The sequence below is a fragment of the Sphingomonas sp. Leaf22 genome (assembly GCF_001421715.1).
Taxonomy (GTDB): domain Bacteria; phylum Pseudomonadota; class Alphaproteobacteria; order Sphingomonadales; family Sphingomonadaceae; genus Sphingomonas.
Window position 1 is genome coordinate 35,144 of record NZ_LMKP01000008.1, and the last position, 17,192, is coordinate 52,335.

Here is a 17,192-nt window from a genome sequence, read left to right on the forward strand (position 1 = left end):
ATGCGGCGCATCCGGCCCACCGCTCTATGACTTTCCGATCGTCCGGTCAAAATCCGCACGCGACCGTTACGATACGGGCGAGTTCCGGCACGCAGCCGGTCCGATCGCCCGATCGGGTTGCCGTAACTACCGATCGCGGCACGAAAAGTATATCCCGATGCTGCACTGCGGCATCATTTTGCCCGCGCACCATTGACCCTGCGCGCGCGGCAAGCCATTGCGTCGCCGAACGCGCGGATCGAGAATGCGCGCAGCACGCCACAGGGAGCGCGACATGAGCAAGGGACGGGTCGTGTTCGTGTCCGCGTTTCACGATTATCGCACCGCGAAGCGGGCGAGCATCCATCCGATCGCCAAGGCGCTGGCCAATACCGGGTACGACGTCACCTTCCTGTCGACGCGGTTCAGCCGCCTGTCGCGGCGCAAGGGCGATTCGCGGCTGTTTTTGTGGGACCGGGCCAACCAGTTCGAAACCGTCGACAACATCCGCTGCTATCTGTGGCGCACCGCCTTCCACCCCTTTGCCACGGGATCGAAGCTGGGTGACAAGGTGATGGGCACGCTGTTCCCGCTCTATGCCGAACTGCCCAATCGCGACGTCGACCGGATGTTCGCACAGGCCGATTATCTGGTGGTCGAGGCGACGGTTGCGGCGGTGATGCTGCGGCGGATGCGCCGGCTCAACCCGACCGCGCGGATCATCTATTACGCCACCGACCGGCTCGATACCGTCGGGGCGCATCCCTATGTCCGCCAACGGCTGGAGGTCGATGGCGCGCTGGTCCATCATGTCAGCCTGCGCTCCAGCGTGATGGCGGAGGATTTCGGCTGGGCGACCGACCGGCTGACGCGAATCGGCTTCGGCATCGATCCCGACGATTTCGTCGACGACGGGGTCAATCCGTACGCGCCCGGCACGGTGAACGCGGTGTCGGTCGGGGCGATGCTGTTCGACCAGAATTTCTTCCGCATCGCCGCGCCGGCCTTTCCCGACGTGCAATTCCACGTGATCGGCAGCGGCGCGAAGTTCGATGTGCCGCCCAACGTCATCCTGCACGACGAGATGCCGTTCCGCGCGACCCTGCCCTATCTGCGCCATGCGACGATCGGGCTCGCCCCCTATCACCGGGCGGCCGGCGTCGAATATCTGGCGGAGTCCAGTCTGAAGCTTGCCCAGTATGAATATCTCGGCCTGCCCGCGGTTTGCCCAGATTTCGCCTGCGGCGATGTGACGTCGCGTTTCGGATATCGTAACGACGATGCCGTATCGATCGGGGCGGCAATACGCGATGCGCTGGCGGCAGCGGGCAGCGTGGCACCGCGCGCCTTCCCGACATGGGACGGGATCGGCGAACGGTTGCTGCACCCCGAACGCTATCCGGACACCGCGTTGCCGGGTCACGCCCTACCGCATTCGAACCGATAGGCAATTGATGACGTTTATGCGATGCAAGGTCCGGGCAGGCCAGCGCCGGCCCGCGGGGAAGGAGGCGGAATGTTCGATCGATTGATGGGCCGCGTCCGTCTGCTGTTGCGAAAGCTCAATGGTGATACCGGCCGGATGCTGCCCAGTCCGCTGAAGGTCGCGGCGCAGGCGTCGCGCCCTCCGGTTCCGCGCGCGCCGACGGCACCGGCCCGGACCGCCACCCCCGAATTGTCGCCCGAACGCCGTATCGAGCGTACCCGCGCCCTCGCCGTCCGCCTGTTCGGCGCGAATCAGCCGGTCGACAATCCGCGCGACCTGTTCGGGCGGGAACACGAACTGGCCACGCTGCGCGAGACGGTACTCGAATCGGGCATGCACGCCGTAATCCACGGCCCGCGCGGCAGCGGCAAGACGTCGCTGGTCCGCGTCTTCGGCGACATGGCCGACGCCCGCGGTGCCACGATCATCTATCTGTCGTGCGCCGGCACCGGGGACTTCGGTCAGGTGATCCTGCCCTATCTCCACGAACTCGGCCCCGCCCCGTTCGGGTTGCGCGGGGACGAATATGCGAAGGCGATCGACCTGCTGTCGGCAGCGCCGACACCGCGCGCAGTCGCCGCGCTGCTCGCGCGGGCCGACCGCGACGATGTCGTCTTCATTCTCGACGAATTCGACCGGCTCGACGATAGCGAGACCAAGGCGCAACTGGCGCTGCTGCTGAAACTGCTGTCCGACATGCGTTCGCGCGTCCGGCTGCTGTTCGTCGGCATTTCGGGCGACGTCAGCGAACTGATCGACGTCCATGCTTCGGTCCGCCGCCATCTGACCGCTGTCGGGCTGAAACCGATCGCCGATGCCGAGGTTAAGAATTTCATCCGCCTGACCAGCAACGCCATCGGTCTGACCATGGCACCCAGCGCGCTGGAAGCGTTGCGTTGGGCGGCGTGCGGTTCGCCCTATCACATGCGGCTGTTCAGCCTGCAGGCCTGTCTGGTCGCGATCGATCGCGGACAGCAGGAGGTCGACGATGCGGCGATGACCGAAGGGCTGCGCCGCGCGCAGGCGGTCTGGCGGACGACCAATCCGCGCGACGACGAACTGTTCGCCCGGCTGCTGGGCGAACACCACTATCCGATCGCGCTGCTCGAAAGCTTTGCGCGCGCCTGCGCCACCCATCTCGAATTCACCGTCGCCGACCTGACCGAAGCGCTGATCCGCGACGGCCATGATCCGGCGCAGGTGCCCCATCTGATCGAAAGTTTCGCCCCGGCACTCGGGCGAATGCAGGAAGGATCGCAGCGGCTGGCGTTCGACGACGTGCTCGCGCCGCAATTGCTGCTGGCGATGTGCGTGACGACGCGGACGGGGTCCGTCCCCGCGTCGTCCGCCGACGAAGGAACCATGCAATGAATGTCTGGGACTATCTCGAGTCGCTGAAAAGCCGCTGGCGGCTGGTCGCGCTCGTCGCGATCGCATGCATCGTCGCGGTCGCGATCTGGACGTGGCAGTCGCCGCGTACCTATACCGCGTCGTCGACGCTGCTGTTCGATCTGCAGCAATCCGATCCGGTCGCCGGCGGCAACGGCGCTGCCAAGGCGTCGGCATCGGTGCTGGGGACGCAGGTCGACATCATCCGGTCGGGCGTCGTCGCGCAGCGTGTCGCCGAAAAGCTCGGCTACGACAAGGACCCCGACCTGATCCAGCGCTATCGCGAATCGGGCGAACAGCGCATCGGCCTGCGCGAATGGATCGGCCGCCGGCTGGTCGCCCCGCTCGAAGTGGTGACTACCCGCACGACCAACGTGTTGTCGCTCAACTACAAGAGCGCCGACCCCGAAAAGGCCGCCCAGCTCGCCACCGCCTTTGCCGAGGCCTATGTCCAGACGCAGTTGCAGCTGCGCATCGATCCCGCCCGTGTCTATTCGCAGTGGTTCCGCTCGCAGATCAACGAAGCGCGCGACCGCCTCGAACAGGCGCAGCGTCGCCTCAGCAGCTTCCAGCAGGCACGCGGCCTCGTCGGTGCTGGCCGGTTCGACATCGAACAGGCGCAGTTGAGCGAATTGTCGCAACAGATGACCACGGCGCAGGCCGAAACCGCACAGTCGCGCGCCCGCGCCAACACCTCGGTCGGGTCGTCGTCCTCAGCCCAGCAGTCCGCCGTCGTGCAGGGGCTGGACGGCCAGATCGCGACCAAGTCAGCGGAATTGTCGCAATTGCGTCAGTCGCTCGGCCCGAACCATCCGTTGGTCGTCGCCGCACAGGCGCAGGTCGCCGAACTGCGCGCCCGGCGTGGTCAGGCGGTCGGCACGGTCGTCGACGCGGTCCGCACCGACAGCGCCGCCGCAGCGGCACGCGAGGCCAATCTGCGTGGTCTGGTCGCGGCACAGCGCGAACGGGTGCTGCGGCTGGCCAGCGCGCAGGACGAAATGGCGGTGCTGCAACGCGACGTCGACTCGTCGCGCGCCGCCTATGACGCGGTCACCGCACGGTTGAACGAAGTCCGCCTGCAGAGCGAAATTCCGCAGACCAACGTCAGCGTGCTCGACCGCGCGACCGCGCCGACGCTGCCGTCCAGTCCGGACGTCGCCCTGCGTCTGCTGCTCGGCATCGTCGGCGGCGTGTTCGCCGGGATCCTCCTCGCGCTGTTCCTCGAATGGCGCCGGCCCCGCGTGCGCACCATCGACGGGTTCGAACGGGCGACCGGCGTGCCGGTGCTCGCCGATCTCAGCCGGGGTTCGGTCCATGTTGGTTTTGCCGGAAAGGAAGCATCGGCATGAGGTTGCGTTCCAGCACGTCGCGGCCCGCGGCGGATCGCTATAGCGACATCGAAACCGCGCTGATCGACGCCAACCGGCTGGGTCGCGAGGAACTGGACCGGATCGAGGCGTATCGCGCCCGGACCGGGGCCAGCTTCACCGAAGCGGTCGTCGACCTCGGCGTCGTGGCGCCCGAACAGGTCCAGCGGACGCTGGCGACGCGCGCCGAAGCGGGCACATTGATCGATCCCGACGCCACCGGCGTCAGCCGTGCGGTCGTCGCCGCCTATGACCCTGACAATCCCCTGACGGTGAAGCTGCGCGCGCTGCGGTCCAGCCTGTTCGCGATCGAGGATCTCGAACGGGGCGACCTGCGCGTGATCGTCGTCGCGGCAGTCGGCACCGACGATGCGCCGGGCGTCGCCGCCAATCTGGCGACGCTCGTCGCACAGCTTGGCCAGCCGGGGCTGCTGGTCGATGCGAACTTCGCCGCGCCCACCCACCACAGCCTGTTCGCGGTCGATCCGGTCGAGGGCGTCACCTCGCTCCTGTCGGGTGCCGAGGATCGCGAAGCGACGGTGACCGAGACGCCGGTGCCCAACCTGTCGCTGATCGCCGCCGGTCCGGCGATCGCCGCGCTGCCCGAAACGGTCGAGCGCGTGTCGCTGGTCGAACAAATTCGCGCCATCCGCCTCGGCCATCGCTTCGCGATCATCGACGCCGGTCATCAGCCACCCGAAATGATCGCCGCGATCGCGCGCGGGGCCGACGGGCTGCTGCTGGTGGTCGAGCGTACCCAGACGCCGTTCGCCGCGCTCGACACGCTGCTGCCGCGCCTCGAAGCGGCCGACGTGCCGGTCCTCGGCAGCATCCTGATCCGCTGAACCTGCGGCAGGACGGCCCGTTGCGGCCGTCCTGCCCGGTCAGTCGTCGGACTGGCGAAAATAGGCCAGCCGCTGCGCGAGGATCGGCCGCCCGATTCGGTCCCAGATCACCGGCGACGTGTGCAGCGCGGCCAATGCGTGGATCATCCTCACCTGCCAGCTGCCCGCTTCGCGGCGCGCCTGTTCGATCACCGGCCAGCCCCGCGCGAAATCGCCCTTCACCATCAGGCGTGCCCCATACCAGGCGAGCTTGCGCGCCAGTACTTCGGGTCGTTGGCGCAGGAACGGGGCAAGATAGCCATGCCGGTCGATCGGGTCGTCCTCCCCCCGGTCGACCGCCAGCGCGCACTGCACGGCAAAGTCGGACAGATAGGCCTGCAGCACCAGCTTCTGTGGATCGGCGCTGACCCCGCCCGCCGGCTTGAACCGCCGGTACAGGATGTCGGGAACGATCGCATAGCCGGTATGGCGTGACATGCGCAGCCACAGGTCGCGATCCTGCGCATAGCGGAAGAACTCGCGGTAGCCGCCGACCCGATCGTACAGCGCCCGGCGGAACATCGTCTCGCCATGAGTGAACAGGTTGCGGCCCAGCAACGCCGCATGAAACGGCAGCCCGGCGGGCGGGCGGAAGACCAGCGTACCGTCGCCTACCGTCTCGTCATCCTCGACCCAGCATCCGACCACGCCCATCGTCGGATCGTCGATCAGCACCTGCGCCTGCCGCGCGACGCGGTCGGGAAAGGACAGATCGCCCGAACCATGGATCGCGACGATCGCACCGCTGCTGGCGCGAATGGCTTCGTTGATCGACGCAACGAACCCGCGATTGTCGCGCGTGATGATCTTGAGTCGGGGATCGTCGAACGTCTTCAGCTGCGCCAGCGTATCGTCGGTCGATCCGTCGTCGACGATCACCGCTTCGAGGTTCGGATAGGTCTGCGCCAGGATGGTGCCGACCGATTCCCTCACCCGGCTGCCACGATTGTAGAAGGCACTCACCACCGACACGCGGGGCAGGTCGGTCATTCGCTTTCCTTCTATCGTCCTGCCGCGACCGTCCTCGCCGGTAGCGTAGGACAGGCCCGGCACAAAGTCTGCCCTCAATTACAAGACACTGCGCCCGTGATTCCCGCGGTAGCAGTTCGTCTTTACCAGCCGATGAACGATACGGACGGGATGGTCGATCTACGGCGTGGTTCCGATGGCGGCAAGTGGGCGGTGCTCCCCGATACCGAACGTGGCGATACCGCCCGCCCCATAAGGGACGAACGGTATCGCGGGTTCCGACGGAAACCGTCGATCAGAGGATGAAGTCGCTGGCCGCCAGCTTGTAGTGGAATTCTTCGAGCCGGATGCCGAAATCAGCCTTGCCATCACCGTTCAGGTCGACTTCGACCTGGGTGTAATCGTCGATCACTTCGTAGCGGAGTTGCCCGGCCTTGCGACCGAATTCGGCGGTGCCGATAAAGGTCATCGCCTGATTGCCGCTCATCTTGGTGTTGGCGTCGAGCGCCGACAGGTCGATGACGTCGTCGCCGCGCGTGAAGTCGAGGATGCGGTCCATCGTGCTACCCTTGGATTCGTTGCCGGCAAGGTAGCGGAAGGTGTCGCGCCCGGCCCCACCGGTCAGCCAGTCGCGATTGGTGCCGCCGATCAGAATGTCGTCGCCGGCCCCGCCGGACAGCCTGTCCTCGCCTTCGCCGCCTTCCAGCCAATCCTTGCCGGCACCGCCCGTCAGGATGTCGTCGCCCTTCAATCCGTACAGGGAATTGCCGGCGTCGTTGGCGATCAGCTTGTTGTCGCTGCTGTTGCCCGTTCCGCGCCGCGCGCCACCCGACAGCGTCAGGTTCTCGACATTGGCGGTCAGCGTCCAGTCGATCGTCGCGATGACGGTGTCGTTGCCGGCCTTGTACGCCTCGACCGTCTCGTCGCCGACATTGTCGACATAATAGGTGTCGTTGCCGGTACCGCCGATCAGTCGGTCCGCACCACCCAGACCGTCGAGCACATCATCGCCCCAGCCGCCGTTCAGGACATTCGCCACCGCGTTGCCGATGATGACGTTGTCCAGCTTGTTGCCGGTCCCGCTGATCGCGGTACCGTCGAGCTTCAGATCCTCGAACGAATTGCCCAGGACCCAGTCGACGGTGGCGTGGACCACGTCATGGCCCTCGCCGACCCGCTCGGTCAGCACGTCGCGGGCGTTATCGACATAATAGACGTCGTCGCCAAGGCCGCCGGTCAGGATATCGGCCCCCGCCCCGCCGTCGAGCACGTCGTTGCCCTTGCCCCCGATCAGCGTGTTGGCGGCGCTGTCGCCGACCAGAACATCCTTGAAATTGCTGCCGACCACTTCCTCGATCGACACATATTTCAGGCCATCGAGCTTGACGGTGACCCCCCCCGTCGCGGTCGAGAAATCGACCTTGTCATAGGTGCCGGCGGTGCCGATCCGCCCCGCAGACGTTGTGGTGTTGACGACCGTTCCGGTCGAAACGGGATCGGGTGCCCACAATTGCGCCAGCCCGACATCGCGACCATCGGCCAGGTTCGACAGCAACGTGTCGAGCGACGCCTTCCCGTTGCCGTTCTTGTCGAGCAGGCCGACATTATAACCGTTGAACCACTTGCCGGCGCCCCAATAGGTGCCCGACAAGCCGTAATCGTTCATCGCGTCGAGCATGTTGTCGAGCGCGACCTGCCAGCGCGGATCGTCCGAAGGGACGCCGAATTCGCCGATGAAGCCGCGTGCGCCCTTTTCCTCCAGCCACGCGACGAACGCCTGCAACCGCTTCACGCCGACATCGGCGGTGGCCCCTTCCGCATCGTAGCTGCCGGCATAGGTGCCCGACTGGTTCTTATCGAGGTAGAGGTGCGCCTCGTAGACGATGTTGTCGGCCGGGTCCTTGATGTCCAGATTGGGGTTGTTCGACCCCCAGTTGGTCGCATTGGCCCAGCTTTCGCCCTCGACGAAGATCGTGGTCTTGTCGCCCAGCGCACGGATCGCATCGACCGCCGCCTGCGCCGCCGCCGGCCATACCGTCTTGTTCGGCATGTTGTGCGGCTCGTTCATCAGGTCATAGCCGTACACCGCCGGCTTGTCGCCGATGGCATCGGCCAGCTTCGACCAGAAATCGGCGAACTTCTCGACCGGAACATCGGCGGTGCCGATCGCCTTGCCGGCAAAGCGGCCGTAATTATGGACGTCGATGACCACCTTCATGCCCAGGCTCTGGGCATTGTCGAGGAACTTGGTCAGCCGCGCCATTTCCTGCTCGTCGAGCGGCCCGCCCAGCTTGTCTTGCAGTCGTTCCCACTTCACCGGAAGACGAACGAGTTCGATACCCTTTTGCGCGTAAAAGGTCAGATCCTTCAGCGATGGGTAGACATAGTCATAGCCATAGCGGTCGCCCTTGCCGAACTCCGCACCGGACAGGTTGATACCAAGCATTTCAGACCCCGCAGCCGTCGCAGTTGTGCGACCTTCCCGGGCTTTATGCTGCCAAGCCTGTCGATAATCGGTTGCGTGATCCGGATAACGCGCCGTTCATCACATTTTAGTCGTTACGCCTGCGATCCTTTAGGATACCAAGCAGGAATCGCGGATTGCCGAGGACATACCGGTCGAACATGCGCCGCGGCTCCAGCGCGAGGCGATAGACCCACTCCAGCCGCGCCGCACGCAGCCAGCCCGGCGCGCGCGGGATCGCGCCGGAGGTGAAATCGAGAAACGCGCCGACGCTCATCGATGCCATCCCGATCTTCGCCGCATGTTCCGCCGCGAAAATCTCCTGTCGCGGCTGGCCCATGCCGATGATCAGCAGATTCGCACCCGATCGCGCAATCTCGTCGACCAGCGCAGCCTCTTCGTCCGGTTCGAAATAGCCGTCGCGCACACCCATGACACGGTGGCGCGGATACCGTTCCGCGATGATCGCGCCCGCCTGCGCGGCGACGCCCGGCCGGCTGCCGAGCAGGAACAAGCGCAGGTCGTGGCGGCTTCGTTCGAAGAAGATCGGAATGAAGTCGCTGCCATTGACGTTCGCCGGGAACGGCGCGCCATATAGCAGCTTGCGCGCCATATCGACGCCGATCCCGTCGTTCAGCACCAGACTGTCGGAATAGGCGTCGACCAGTCGCCGGTCGGTCCGGGCCAGGTTGACGCTGTGCGCGTTGCAGAAGGTGACGCTGCCACCATCGGCTGCGTCGATACGGTCGTCGACCGCCGCCACCGCTTCGTCAAAGGTCACGACGGCGATATCGACCGGGCCGATCCTGCTGGTTTCCGCCTCGATCATTCCTGCTCCGTCGGGTTGGTATGTGCGCACTATGGTGAACCCGGCGCTAAGCCTGTTGCTCAACCGCCCCGCAACCGCGCTCGTAGCAATGCCTCGGACGAATAGTCAATCGAGGCGGGCCGATGACCGATACTGCCGATCCCTATACGGTACTCGATATCGATCGTGGCGCGGATCCCGACCAGATCAAGCGCGCGTTTCGACGGATGATCGCGCAGTGGCATCCCGACCGGTCGCGCGATACCGATGCCGCCGATCGCGCGGCGGCGATCATCAGCGCCTATCGTACGCTATCCGATCCGGAACGGCGTCGGATGGTCGATCGACGGCAGACCATCCGGCCGATGCCGTCGGGGACCGACCGGCGACAGACCATTCGCCGGACGGCGGATCGCGCTGCGGTATCGCGGTCGCCGTGCCCGCCGGTGCGGGTCCGCGACGGCGCATCGGCGGCCGTTGCGTTCGCGCTCATCGCCTATGTGCTTTCCCCCGATATCCGCGCCTATCAGCGCGACCGGGGCGACGGTGCCGCCGTCGCGGCAGCAACCGTCATCGGTCTGGAACGATGAAAAGCCCGACACTTTCGTGCCGGGCTTTCCGTCCGTTACCGAAGGTACGCTTACGCGCCCGGGGTCGGATCAAAGGTCGAGTCGGTGGTGCCGTAGTAATAGTACGTCACGCCGCCGATTTCGTTCGAACCCAGGTACTTGACCGACGTCTGGTCGGTGAAGTTCAGCTGGCCGCCCGGGCCACCCGCCGGATCGGTTGCCGCCGGACCGTTCGAACCCGAAATGTCGAGCACGCCGTTCTTGCCGAACGTCACGGTGTCGTTCATGTCGCTGTCGAAGATCATCGACGTGCTGACGAGCAGATCGTCGCTGCCGAAGTTGCTGATCGTGTCGCCACCGAGGTTCAGGCCCAGCGCGTTGTCATGGAACAGCACCTTGGCGCCGCCTGCCATGTTGAACGAGTTGTCGCCGACCGTGCCTTCGATCACGTTGGTGCGGCCGAAGGGCTCCCACAAGTTCTTCAGCGTTGCCGATTCGGCATAAACGTATCCGCCGTTCTTGTTGCCGAGATAGCGCAGTTCGGTGACGAGAGCGTTTTCGCCGGCGAGCTGCAGCTGGTCCTGACCGGCATTGCGACGGCTGACGCGATCGATGTCGAGGACGCCGTTCGAACCGAACTGGATGAAGCCATCGCCATTGCCGTCAAAGATCTGACGGTTGTTGATGATCGAGTCGTTTGCGCCCCAACCGATGAACAGGTCGTTGCCGACATTGCCATTGGCGATGACGAATGCGTTTGCACCGTCGCCGGCCTGATACGTGTCGCTGTTGCCGTTCGCGACCACATCCTGCTGGGTCGCGGTCGTGATCAGAACACTGTTATCACCAAATGCCATAAAATAATCCTCCTTGTTGCCCCGGAGGTGCGCGGTGGCCGACGATCGACTCCCTGCACCATTCGGTCCCCCCTTTTCCGCGCAAAGGCAGGAAACAGGTTTGTCGAATGTCTTCACCCGGGTCAGCAACGTCACTTCGACGAGCACCGCATTTACTGTCGAGTAACCATTTCGTTCCCGGTCGGAGACGGCCTTTTACATATGTCTTGTTGCGGGACAGCACAAGCGTGGCAAATATGTATCAAACCGGGATCAACTTATTGAAAAACAACTAGTTCCCGCAAACGATATCGCCGTCGATACGCATGCGTTACGATCCCTTGACTTCTGCGGTTTTTAGGCGGGAATCGACCGTAGACTACCCGGCCGAAACGCCCCCGTCGCAGCGATTTTCAGCCCGTTCGGTTGCGCCGCAAAATAAGGTAGAGCGCGCCCCCTCCGCCATGCCTTGGATGCGCGCCGCGAATTGATGCGATGCGGTCGACGTGCCGGCCGGCCGCGATCCAGTCGCCGATCGCCGCCCGAATCGCCCCGCGGGCATGCGGCCGTTCCGATTCGGCACGCGGCGGGCGACCGGTCACGACCAGCAGCACCCGGTCGCCGCGAACGATCGCCCGTCCCAGTTCCTGATCGAGCCGCGCATGGGCCGATGCCAGCGTATGGCCGTGCAGATCGATCGTCGCATCGGGACTGACCAGTCCGCGCGCCAGCTTGTGGTCCCAGCTCGCGTCGAGCGTATCGCCGGGCGTCCGTGCCGGGCGTGCGGGCTTGACGGCGGGTGACGCGATCGGCCGCGCGGGCTTGGGCTTGGGCGCACCATGTTGTTCCAGCACCGCGAGAGGAGCGACGGGTCGCGCGCCGTGCAGCGGCTTTACCGCCGCGACGACCCGCGCCCACAGCGCCGCCTCACCCGGATCAAGGCGTCGGCCGGCCACTCGCGATCCGTGCAACGGTTCCGATCGGCAGCAGCAGGAACGCCGTGCCGCGCGCGCTCATGCCGCCCGCGATCGCCCGCGCTTCGTCGCCCGCACCCCAGAACGTATCGAAACGATTGGTGCCCTTGATCGCGCCGCCGGTATCCTGCGCCACCCACAGGCCGGAGGCATCGGTGCGATCCATCGACAGGAACACCGGCGCGCCCAGCGGCACGAAGCGGACATCGGTCGCCACGCTGGCATTGCCGGTCACCGGTAGGCCCATCGCGCCCAGCGGCCCCGGCCCGGTCAGTTCGCGAAAGAACACGAAGCTCTTGTTCTCGCGCATCACCGCGCGCCCCTGTTCGGGATTGGCGCGCAGCCACGCCATCAGCCCCTGCATCGACGCCTGCCCCGGTCCGATCAGCCCGCGATCACGCATCAACTTGCCGATGCCGGTATAGTCGCGGCCATTCTGCCCGGCATAGCCGATGCGCATGACTCCGCCATCGGGCAGCCGCAGCCGCCCCGAACCCTGTACCTGCAAAAAGAACATCTCGACCGGATCGGCCGCCCACGCGATTTCGAGGCCGCGTCCGGCCAGCGCGCCTTCCTCGATCGCCGTTCGATCATAATAGGGTATCAGCTTCGCGCCATCGACCCGACCGCGAACCCGCTTGCCCTTCAGATCGGTCGAAAACAGGCCGAGATCGGCCTCGATCAGATCGCCCGGCACACCATAGACCGGTGTTTCATACCCCGATTGCCGCGTTCGCGATCCGTGGATTTCCGGTTCGTAATAGCCGGTGGCGAACGCCTTGCCGTCGCCGACCTGCGCGGTTTCGAACCATTGCCCGAAGAATGCCCGCGCCTGCCCCGTCCCGGTCGACCGTGCCGCATCACACGCGCCCTGCCAGTCGGCCCCCTGCGTCAGCCCGGTCGGATCGGTCCGCCGCACCAGCGAGGGACAGGAGATGCGAAACGCCGCCAGCGCGCGCGCGGCGGACTCTTCGGTCAGTGGCAGCGTCGCGACCGGCGGTCCGGCGACGACCCCCGCCGCAAGCGCGGTGACAGCGCCATCGACCGCAGCGCCGCCGGTAATCGGCGGCAGCGGGACCGCACCGGTCGGCTGACGAACCGCAACCGGGCGCTGCACCGGTGCCTGAGCGCGGGTGGCAGGACGCGCCGACGTCGTCGTCTCCACGCCCCGCGGCACGATCGCATTCGAACAGCCAGCCAGCAGCAGCGCGGCAAGCGCCGCCAATCCCCCCTTGCGCATCGACGTCAGGCTTCGTCGGTATCGGCAAGCTTCCAGTTCGGGTCGTTGCTCTTGAGCACCCGCAGGAACGTCCAGACGTCATGCGTCTCGACCGCGTCGGACATCGAGCCCGCGACGATATTGCCGTCGGCATCGCGGGTGATCGCGGCGATATCGGCATCGAAGAGCACCGATACGCGCGCCACGCCACCTTCGACCGACGCCTCCGTCACGACCGCGCGTTCGATCGATACCAGCCGGTTGTCGAGGACATGGCCCGCCGCGTTGCGATCGGCGATCGCCTGCGCGAACGCGTCGCGCACATCACGCTCGGTCAGCCACTCCAGCGTTGCCTCGTCGCCCTTCCAGAAGGCTTCGAGGATCATGCGATAGGCCGACTTCGCCCCTTCGACGAATTGTGCGACGTCGAACGACGGGTCGGCGGCGATCAGCGCGCGCAGACCGCCCTCGGCCCCGCTGTCGACATGACGCTGGCCGAGCACGCGCGCTTCGGGCGTCACCTCGATCGGGCGCGCGACCGGCGGCGTCGCGATCCGCTCGTCCGCGGTGCGCGGCAACGGTTCATGGCCGGTACGCTTCCCCAGCACGGCATAGAGCCGCATCGCCAGAAACGCCGCGACCATTGCGAGCAGGACGACAAAAACCACCATGCCTTCACTTCCTTCCATCGTCCGGACATAGGACCGAACGAGCGCGGATACAAACGGCGTGACGGCCATATGTTCACCCGGGTGGTCGACCCGTTGAATCGTGGTCTGGCCGCTGCTAGTCCGCGCCATCTTAACGCGGGAAGCGCCAAAGCTATCCGCCCGAGCCGACAGGGATCGACATGGACGAACAGAACGCCGCAGGCGGCATCGACGCCTTTGCCAACGGGGACGACAGCCAGCCGGCGGTCAACGTGATCACCCAGTACGTCAAGGACCTGTCGTTCGAGAACCCGAACGCGCCGGGCGTGTATCAGATCGCCGGTCAGCCCAAGCTGGACGTGCAGTTCAACATCGGTGCCAACCAGGTCGGCGACGACGTCCACGAAGTCGTGCTGAAGATCGAAGCGCGGGCCGAGGTCGAGGATCAGGTCATGTATCTGGTCGACCTGTCGTTCGCCGGCCTGTTCGGCCTCCGCAACATTCCGGCCGAACATCTGCAACCCTTCCTGCTCGGCGAAGCCCCGCGCATCCTGTTCCCCTTCGCTCGCCGCGTGCTGGCCGATGCGGTGCGCGACGGCGGCTTCCCGCCGCTGCTGCTCGAACCGATCGACTTCGCGCAACTGTATCTGTCGCAGGCCGAACAGCAGGGCGCGCTCGGCGAAGTCGCCGGCCACGCCTGATTTCTCGGGGTGGGCGCGGGATCACAGGGCTGATCGACATGGGGCAATTCGCTTCGTCGAGCGTCACCCCGGACTTGATCCGGGGTCCCGCTTCTTCTCTACCCGCCCGGAAAGCGGGACCCCGGATCAAGTCCGGGATGACGCGGATACTGGGGTTCAGATCAGTGGCCAAAGCGTTCGATACGTGTCGATCCGTCCCCGTACCCCCGCCTGCGCCGGGGTACCGCCCGCACATCGATCGGCGCTAACCGCATGAAACTGGCGAAATCGCTGGGGTCGGTCGGCGGCCTGACGCTGGCCAGCCGCGTGCTGGCACTCGGCCGCGACTCGCTCCAGGCGACGTTCGTCGGCGCAGGGTTCGCGTCGGACGCGTTCCTCGTCGCCTTCCGCCTGCCCAACATGTTCCGCGCGCTGTTCGCCGAGGGCGCGTTCAACGCCGCCTTCGTGCCGCTCTTCAACAAGAAGGTGGCCGAAGGCGACGCGGCGGCGGAGGGTCAGGGGCTGCCCGCCGCGCTCGGCTTTGCGCAGGCGGTGCTGTCGGTGCTGCTGCCGGTGCTGATCGCCGCGACGGTCGTGATGCTGATCGCCGCATGGCCGCTCACCTGGCTGCTGTCGGGCGGGTTCAAGAACCCGACTACCGAACAATTCGCCTATGCGGTTACGCTGTCGCGGATCACCATTCCCTATCTGCTGCTGATCTCGATCGTGTCGCTGCTCGGCGCGATCCTCAATTCGCTCGATAAATTCTGGGTCAATGCCGCAGCACCCATCCTGCTGAACGTCGCGATGGTCGCCGGGCTGCTGTTCTTCCACGGCCCCGACCCGTACGCGACGGCGCGGGTACAGGCTTGGGCGGTCACCGTCGGCGGCGCGTTGCAGCTTGGCTGGGTGATGTTCGCCTGTCGTCAGGCGGGCGTGTCGCTTCGCCCGCAGCGCCCGCGCCTGACCCCCGAAGTACGCGAGATGCTGCGGCTGATCGTCCCCGCCGCGATCGGCGCGGGCGCAATGCAGATCAACCTGCTGATCTCGACCGCGCTGTCGGGGCGGCTGCTCGATCAGGGATCAATTTCCTACATCTATTATGCCGACCGCCTGAACCAGTTGCCGCTGGGCTTGATCGGCATCGGTCTCGGCACGATCCTGCTGCCCACCATTTCGCGACAACTGGCGCGCAAGGAAGACGCGGCGGCGATGGATACCCAGAATCGCGGTATCGAACTGGCACTGTTGCTGACGCTGCCCGCGACCATCGCCTTCCTGACCGTCGCCGAACCGATCATCCGGGCGCTGTTCCAGCATGGCGCCTTCGGGCCCGAGGATACGCTGCGCAGCGCCCAGTCGCTCGCCGCCTTCTCGCTTGGCCTGCCCGCCTATGTCCTGATCAAGGTGATGACGCCGGGCTTTTATGCGCGCGAGGATACGCGGACGCCGGTGCGGTTCGCGATGATATCGATCGTCATCAACATCGTCCTCAACCTCGCCTTCATCCCGACCATCGCCCATATCGGCCCGCCGCTCGCCACCGCCGTCGCCGCATGGGTCAACTTCGCGATGCTCTACGTGACGCTCCGGCGGCGCGGGCATTTCGCCTTCGACCGGCAACTTACCCACCGACTGCCGCGCTTCGCCATCGCCGCGCTGCTGATGGGCGCGGCACTGTTCTTTGCCGACCGCGTCGTCGCACCCTGGACCACCGGCGAAGTGCTGACCCGCATCATCGGCATGGTCGCGCTCGTCGGGGCCGGGGCCATCGTCTACGGCCTTGCCTGCCTTGCCACCGGAGCGTTCCGGCTGGCCGATCTCCGCGCGCTGCTGCGTCGGCGCGCCGCCTGATAGGATAAAACCATGCGTGTCGTCTCCGGCATCCAGACCACCGGCAACCTCCATCTCGGCAATTATCTGGGCGCGATCCGCAACTGGGTGCGGTTGCAGGACCGGATGGGTCCGGACGATGTCTGCCTGTTCTTCCTTGCCGATCTGCACGCGCTGACCGTGACGCAGGACCCGAAGGAAATGGCGTCGAACACGATCGAGATGGCGGCGACGCTGCTCGCCGCCGGCATCGATCCCGACCGCTCGATCCTGTTCAATCAGGCGCGCGTCCCCGCGCATAGCGAGCTGGCATGGATATTGGGCGGCACCGCCCGCGTCGGCTGGCTCAACCGCATGACCCAGTGGAAGGACAAGGCCGGCAAGAACCGCGAAGGTGCCAGTGTCGGCCTGTTCACCTATCCGGTGCTGCAGGCCGCCGATATCCTCGCGTACCAGGCGACGCATGTGCCCGTGGGCGAGGACCAGAAGCAGCATCTGGAGCTTGCGCGCGACATCGCCACCAAATTCAACCTCGATTTCGGCGTCGATCTGTTCCCGCTGCCCGAACCGATGATCCCGGAGGATACGCCGCGGATCATGTCGTTGCGCGACGGCACGGCCAAAATGTCGAAGTCCGATCCGTCGGACCTGAGCCGCATCAACCTGATCGATTCGGACGATCAGATCGCGACCAAGTTCCGCAAGGCCAAGACCGATCCCGAACCCCTGCCGTCCGAGATCGCCGGCCTTGCCGAACGGCCAGAGGCGCGCAACCTCGTCACCATCTATGCCGCGCTGTCGGGGGAGACGTCGCAGGACGTGCTCGCCAACTTCGGCGGTCAGGGCTTCGGCGCATTCAAGCCCGCCCTCGCCGATCTGGCGGTCGCCAAGCTCGGCCCGATCCGCGACCGACTGGTGGCGCTGCTCGACGACCGCGCCGCCGTCGGCGCGACATTGGCCAAGGGCGCGGCAAAGGCCGATGCGCTGGCCCGCCCGACCCTGTTGGCAGCCCAACAGGCATTGGGACTTCAGATCTGAATATTTGTTTTATTTAATCGGCGTGCTGCGGCCAAATATATGTTGTC

The 17,192-nt window shown here is 65.7% G+C and carries 15 protein-coding genes; 8 read left to right on the forward strand and 7 right to left on the reverse strand.

The window, feature by feature from the left end:
- The first annotated feature begins 274 nt into the window (after positions 1–274).
- The 4 genes from ASE70_RS05385 to ASE70_RS05400 all read left to right on the forward strand — a co-directional run bounded on the left by ASE70_RS05385 (position 275) and on the right by ASE70_RS05400 (position 5,066).
- On the forward strand, positions 275–1,426 hold the full coding sequence (locus ASE70_RS05385) for a GumK N-terminal domain-containing glycosyltransferase (RefSeq protein WP_056397868.1): 1,152 nt from the start codon (positions 275–277) through the stop codon (positions 1,424–1,426).
- A 69-nt stretch (positions 1,427–1,495) separates the two neighbouring features.
- Positions 1,496–2,836: an AAA family ATPase gene (locus tag ASE70_RS05390; protein ID WP_056502178.1), complete on the forward strand. Its 1,341-nt coding sequence runs from the start codon at positions 1,496–1,498 to the stop codon at positions 2,834–2,836.
- Positions 2,833–4,203, forward strand: a complete 1,371-nt coding sequence (locus ASE70_RS05395; RefSeq protein ID WP_056502180.1) for a GNVR domain-containing protein — start codon at positions 2,833–2,835, stop codon at positions 4,201–4,203. Before ASE70_RS05390 ends, ASE70_RS05395 begins: the two co-directional genes overlap by 4 nt.
- Positions 4,200–5,066, forward strand: a complete 867-nt coding sequence (locus tag ASE70_RS05400; RefSeq protein ID WP_156356001.1) for a hypothetical protein — start codon at positions 4,200–4,202, stop codon at positions 5,064–5,066. Before ASE70_RS05395 ends, ASE70_RS05400 begins: the two co-directional genes overlap by 4 nt.
- Before the next feature lie 39 nt (positions 5,067–5,105).
- On the opposite strand, the gene ASE70_RS05405 is transcribed toward ASE70_RS05400, so the two are convergent.
- The 3 genes from ASE70_RS05405 to ASE70_RS05415 form a co-directional block, all read right to left on the reverse strand.
- The gene (locus ASE70_RS05405; RefSeq protein ID WP_056502185.1) at positions 5,106–6,095 is read right to left on the reverse strand and encodes a glycosyltransferase; all 990 of its coding nucleotides are present in this window, start codon (positions 6,093–6,095) and stop codon (positions 5,106–5,108) included.
- Positions 6,096–6,369: 274 nt separating this feature from the next.
- Positions 6,370–8,520 carry a cellulase family glycosylhydrolase gene (locus tag ASE70_RS20965; protein ID WP_056502188.1) on the reverse strand — a complete coding sequence of 717 codons (2,151 nt, stop codon included), beginning with the start codon at positions 8,518–8,520 and terminating at the stop codon, positions 6,370–6,372.
- Between the two features lie 106 nt (positions 8,521–8,626).
- Complete coding sequence (locus ASE70_RS05415) at positions 8,627–9,367, reverse strand: WecB/TagA/CpsF family glycosyltransferase (RefSeq protein ID WP_056502190.1); 741 nt, start codon at positions 9,365–9,367, stop codon at positions 8,627–8,629.
- A gap of 122 nt (positions 9,368–9,489) precedes the next feature.
- On the opposite strand from ASE70_RS05415, the gene ASE70_RS05420 reads away from it, so the two are divergent.
- Positions 9,490–9,936 (forward strand): J domain-containing protein, encoded by a 447-nt coding sequence (locus ASE70_RS05420; protein WP_056502195.1) that lies wholly within the window; start codon positions 9,490–9,492, stop codon positions 9,934–9,936.
- A gap of 50 nt (positions 9,937–9,986) precedes the next feature.
- Here ASE70_RS05420 and ASE70_RS05425 read toward each other — a convergent pair whose 3' ends face one another.
- From ASE70_RS05425 to ASE70_RS05440, 4 genes are all read right to left on the reverse strand, one after another.
- Positions 9,987–10,919, reverse strand: coding sequence for a hypothetical protein (locus tag ASE70_RS05425; RefSeq protein ID WP_156356003.1), 933 nt, complete (start codon positions 10,917–10,919; stop codon positions 9,987–9,989).
- 245 nt (positions 10,920–11,164) lie between these two features.
- Complete coding sequence (locus ASE70_RS05430) at positions 11,165–11,707, reverse strand: Smr/MutS family protein (protein WP_056397896.1); 543 nt, start codon at positions 11,705–11,707, stop codon at positions 11,165–11,167.
- The gene (gene mltA, locus ASE70_RS05435; RefSeq protein WP_056502201.1) at positions 11,688–12,965 is read right to left on the reverse strand and encodes a murein transglycosylase A; all 1,278 of its coding nucleotides are present in this window, start codon (positions 12,963–12,965) and stop codon (positions 11,688–11,690) included. Before mltA ends, ASE70_RS05430 begins: the two co-directional genes overlap by 20 nt.
- A gap of 5 nt (positions 12,966–12,970) precedes the next feature.
- A complete protein-coding gene (locus ASE70_RS05440) occupies positions 12,971–13,612 on the reverse strand; it encodes a Tim44/TimA family putative adaptor protein (RefSeq protein WP_156356013.1) in 642 nt (213 codons plus the stop codon).
- 182 nt (positions 13,613–13,794) lie between these two features.
- Here ASE70_RS05440 and secB point away from each other — a divergent pair, with 182 nt between their 5' ends.
- The 3 genes from secB (at position 13,795) to trpS (ending at position 17,145) form a co-directional block, all read left to right on the forward strand.
- Positions 13,795–14,295: a protein-export chaperone SecB gene (secB, locus tag ASE70_RS05445; protein ID WP_056397900.1), complete on the forward strand. Its 501-nt coding sequence runs from the start codon at positions 13,795–13,797 to the stop codon at positions 14,293–14,295.
- Between the two features lie 252 nt (positions 14,296–14,547).
- Positions 14,548–16,128 carry a murein biosynthesis integral membrane protein MurJ gene (murJ, locus tag ASE70_RS05450; RefSeq protein WP_056502202.1) on the forward strand — a complete coding sequence of 527 codons (1,581 nt, stop codon included), beginning with the start codon at positions 14,548–14,550 and terminating at the stop codon, positions 16,126–16,128.
- 12 nt (positions 16,129–16,140) lie between these two features.
- Positions 16,141–17,145 carry a tryptophan--tRNA ligase gene (trpS, locus tag ASE70_RS05455; protein WP_056397906.1) on the forward strand — a complete coding sequence of 335 codons (1,005 nt, stop codon included), beginning with the start codon at positions 16,141–16,143 and terminating at the stop codon, positions 17,143–17,145.
- Positions 17,146–17,192: the final 47 nt, after the last annotated feature.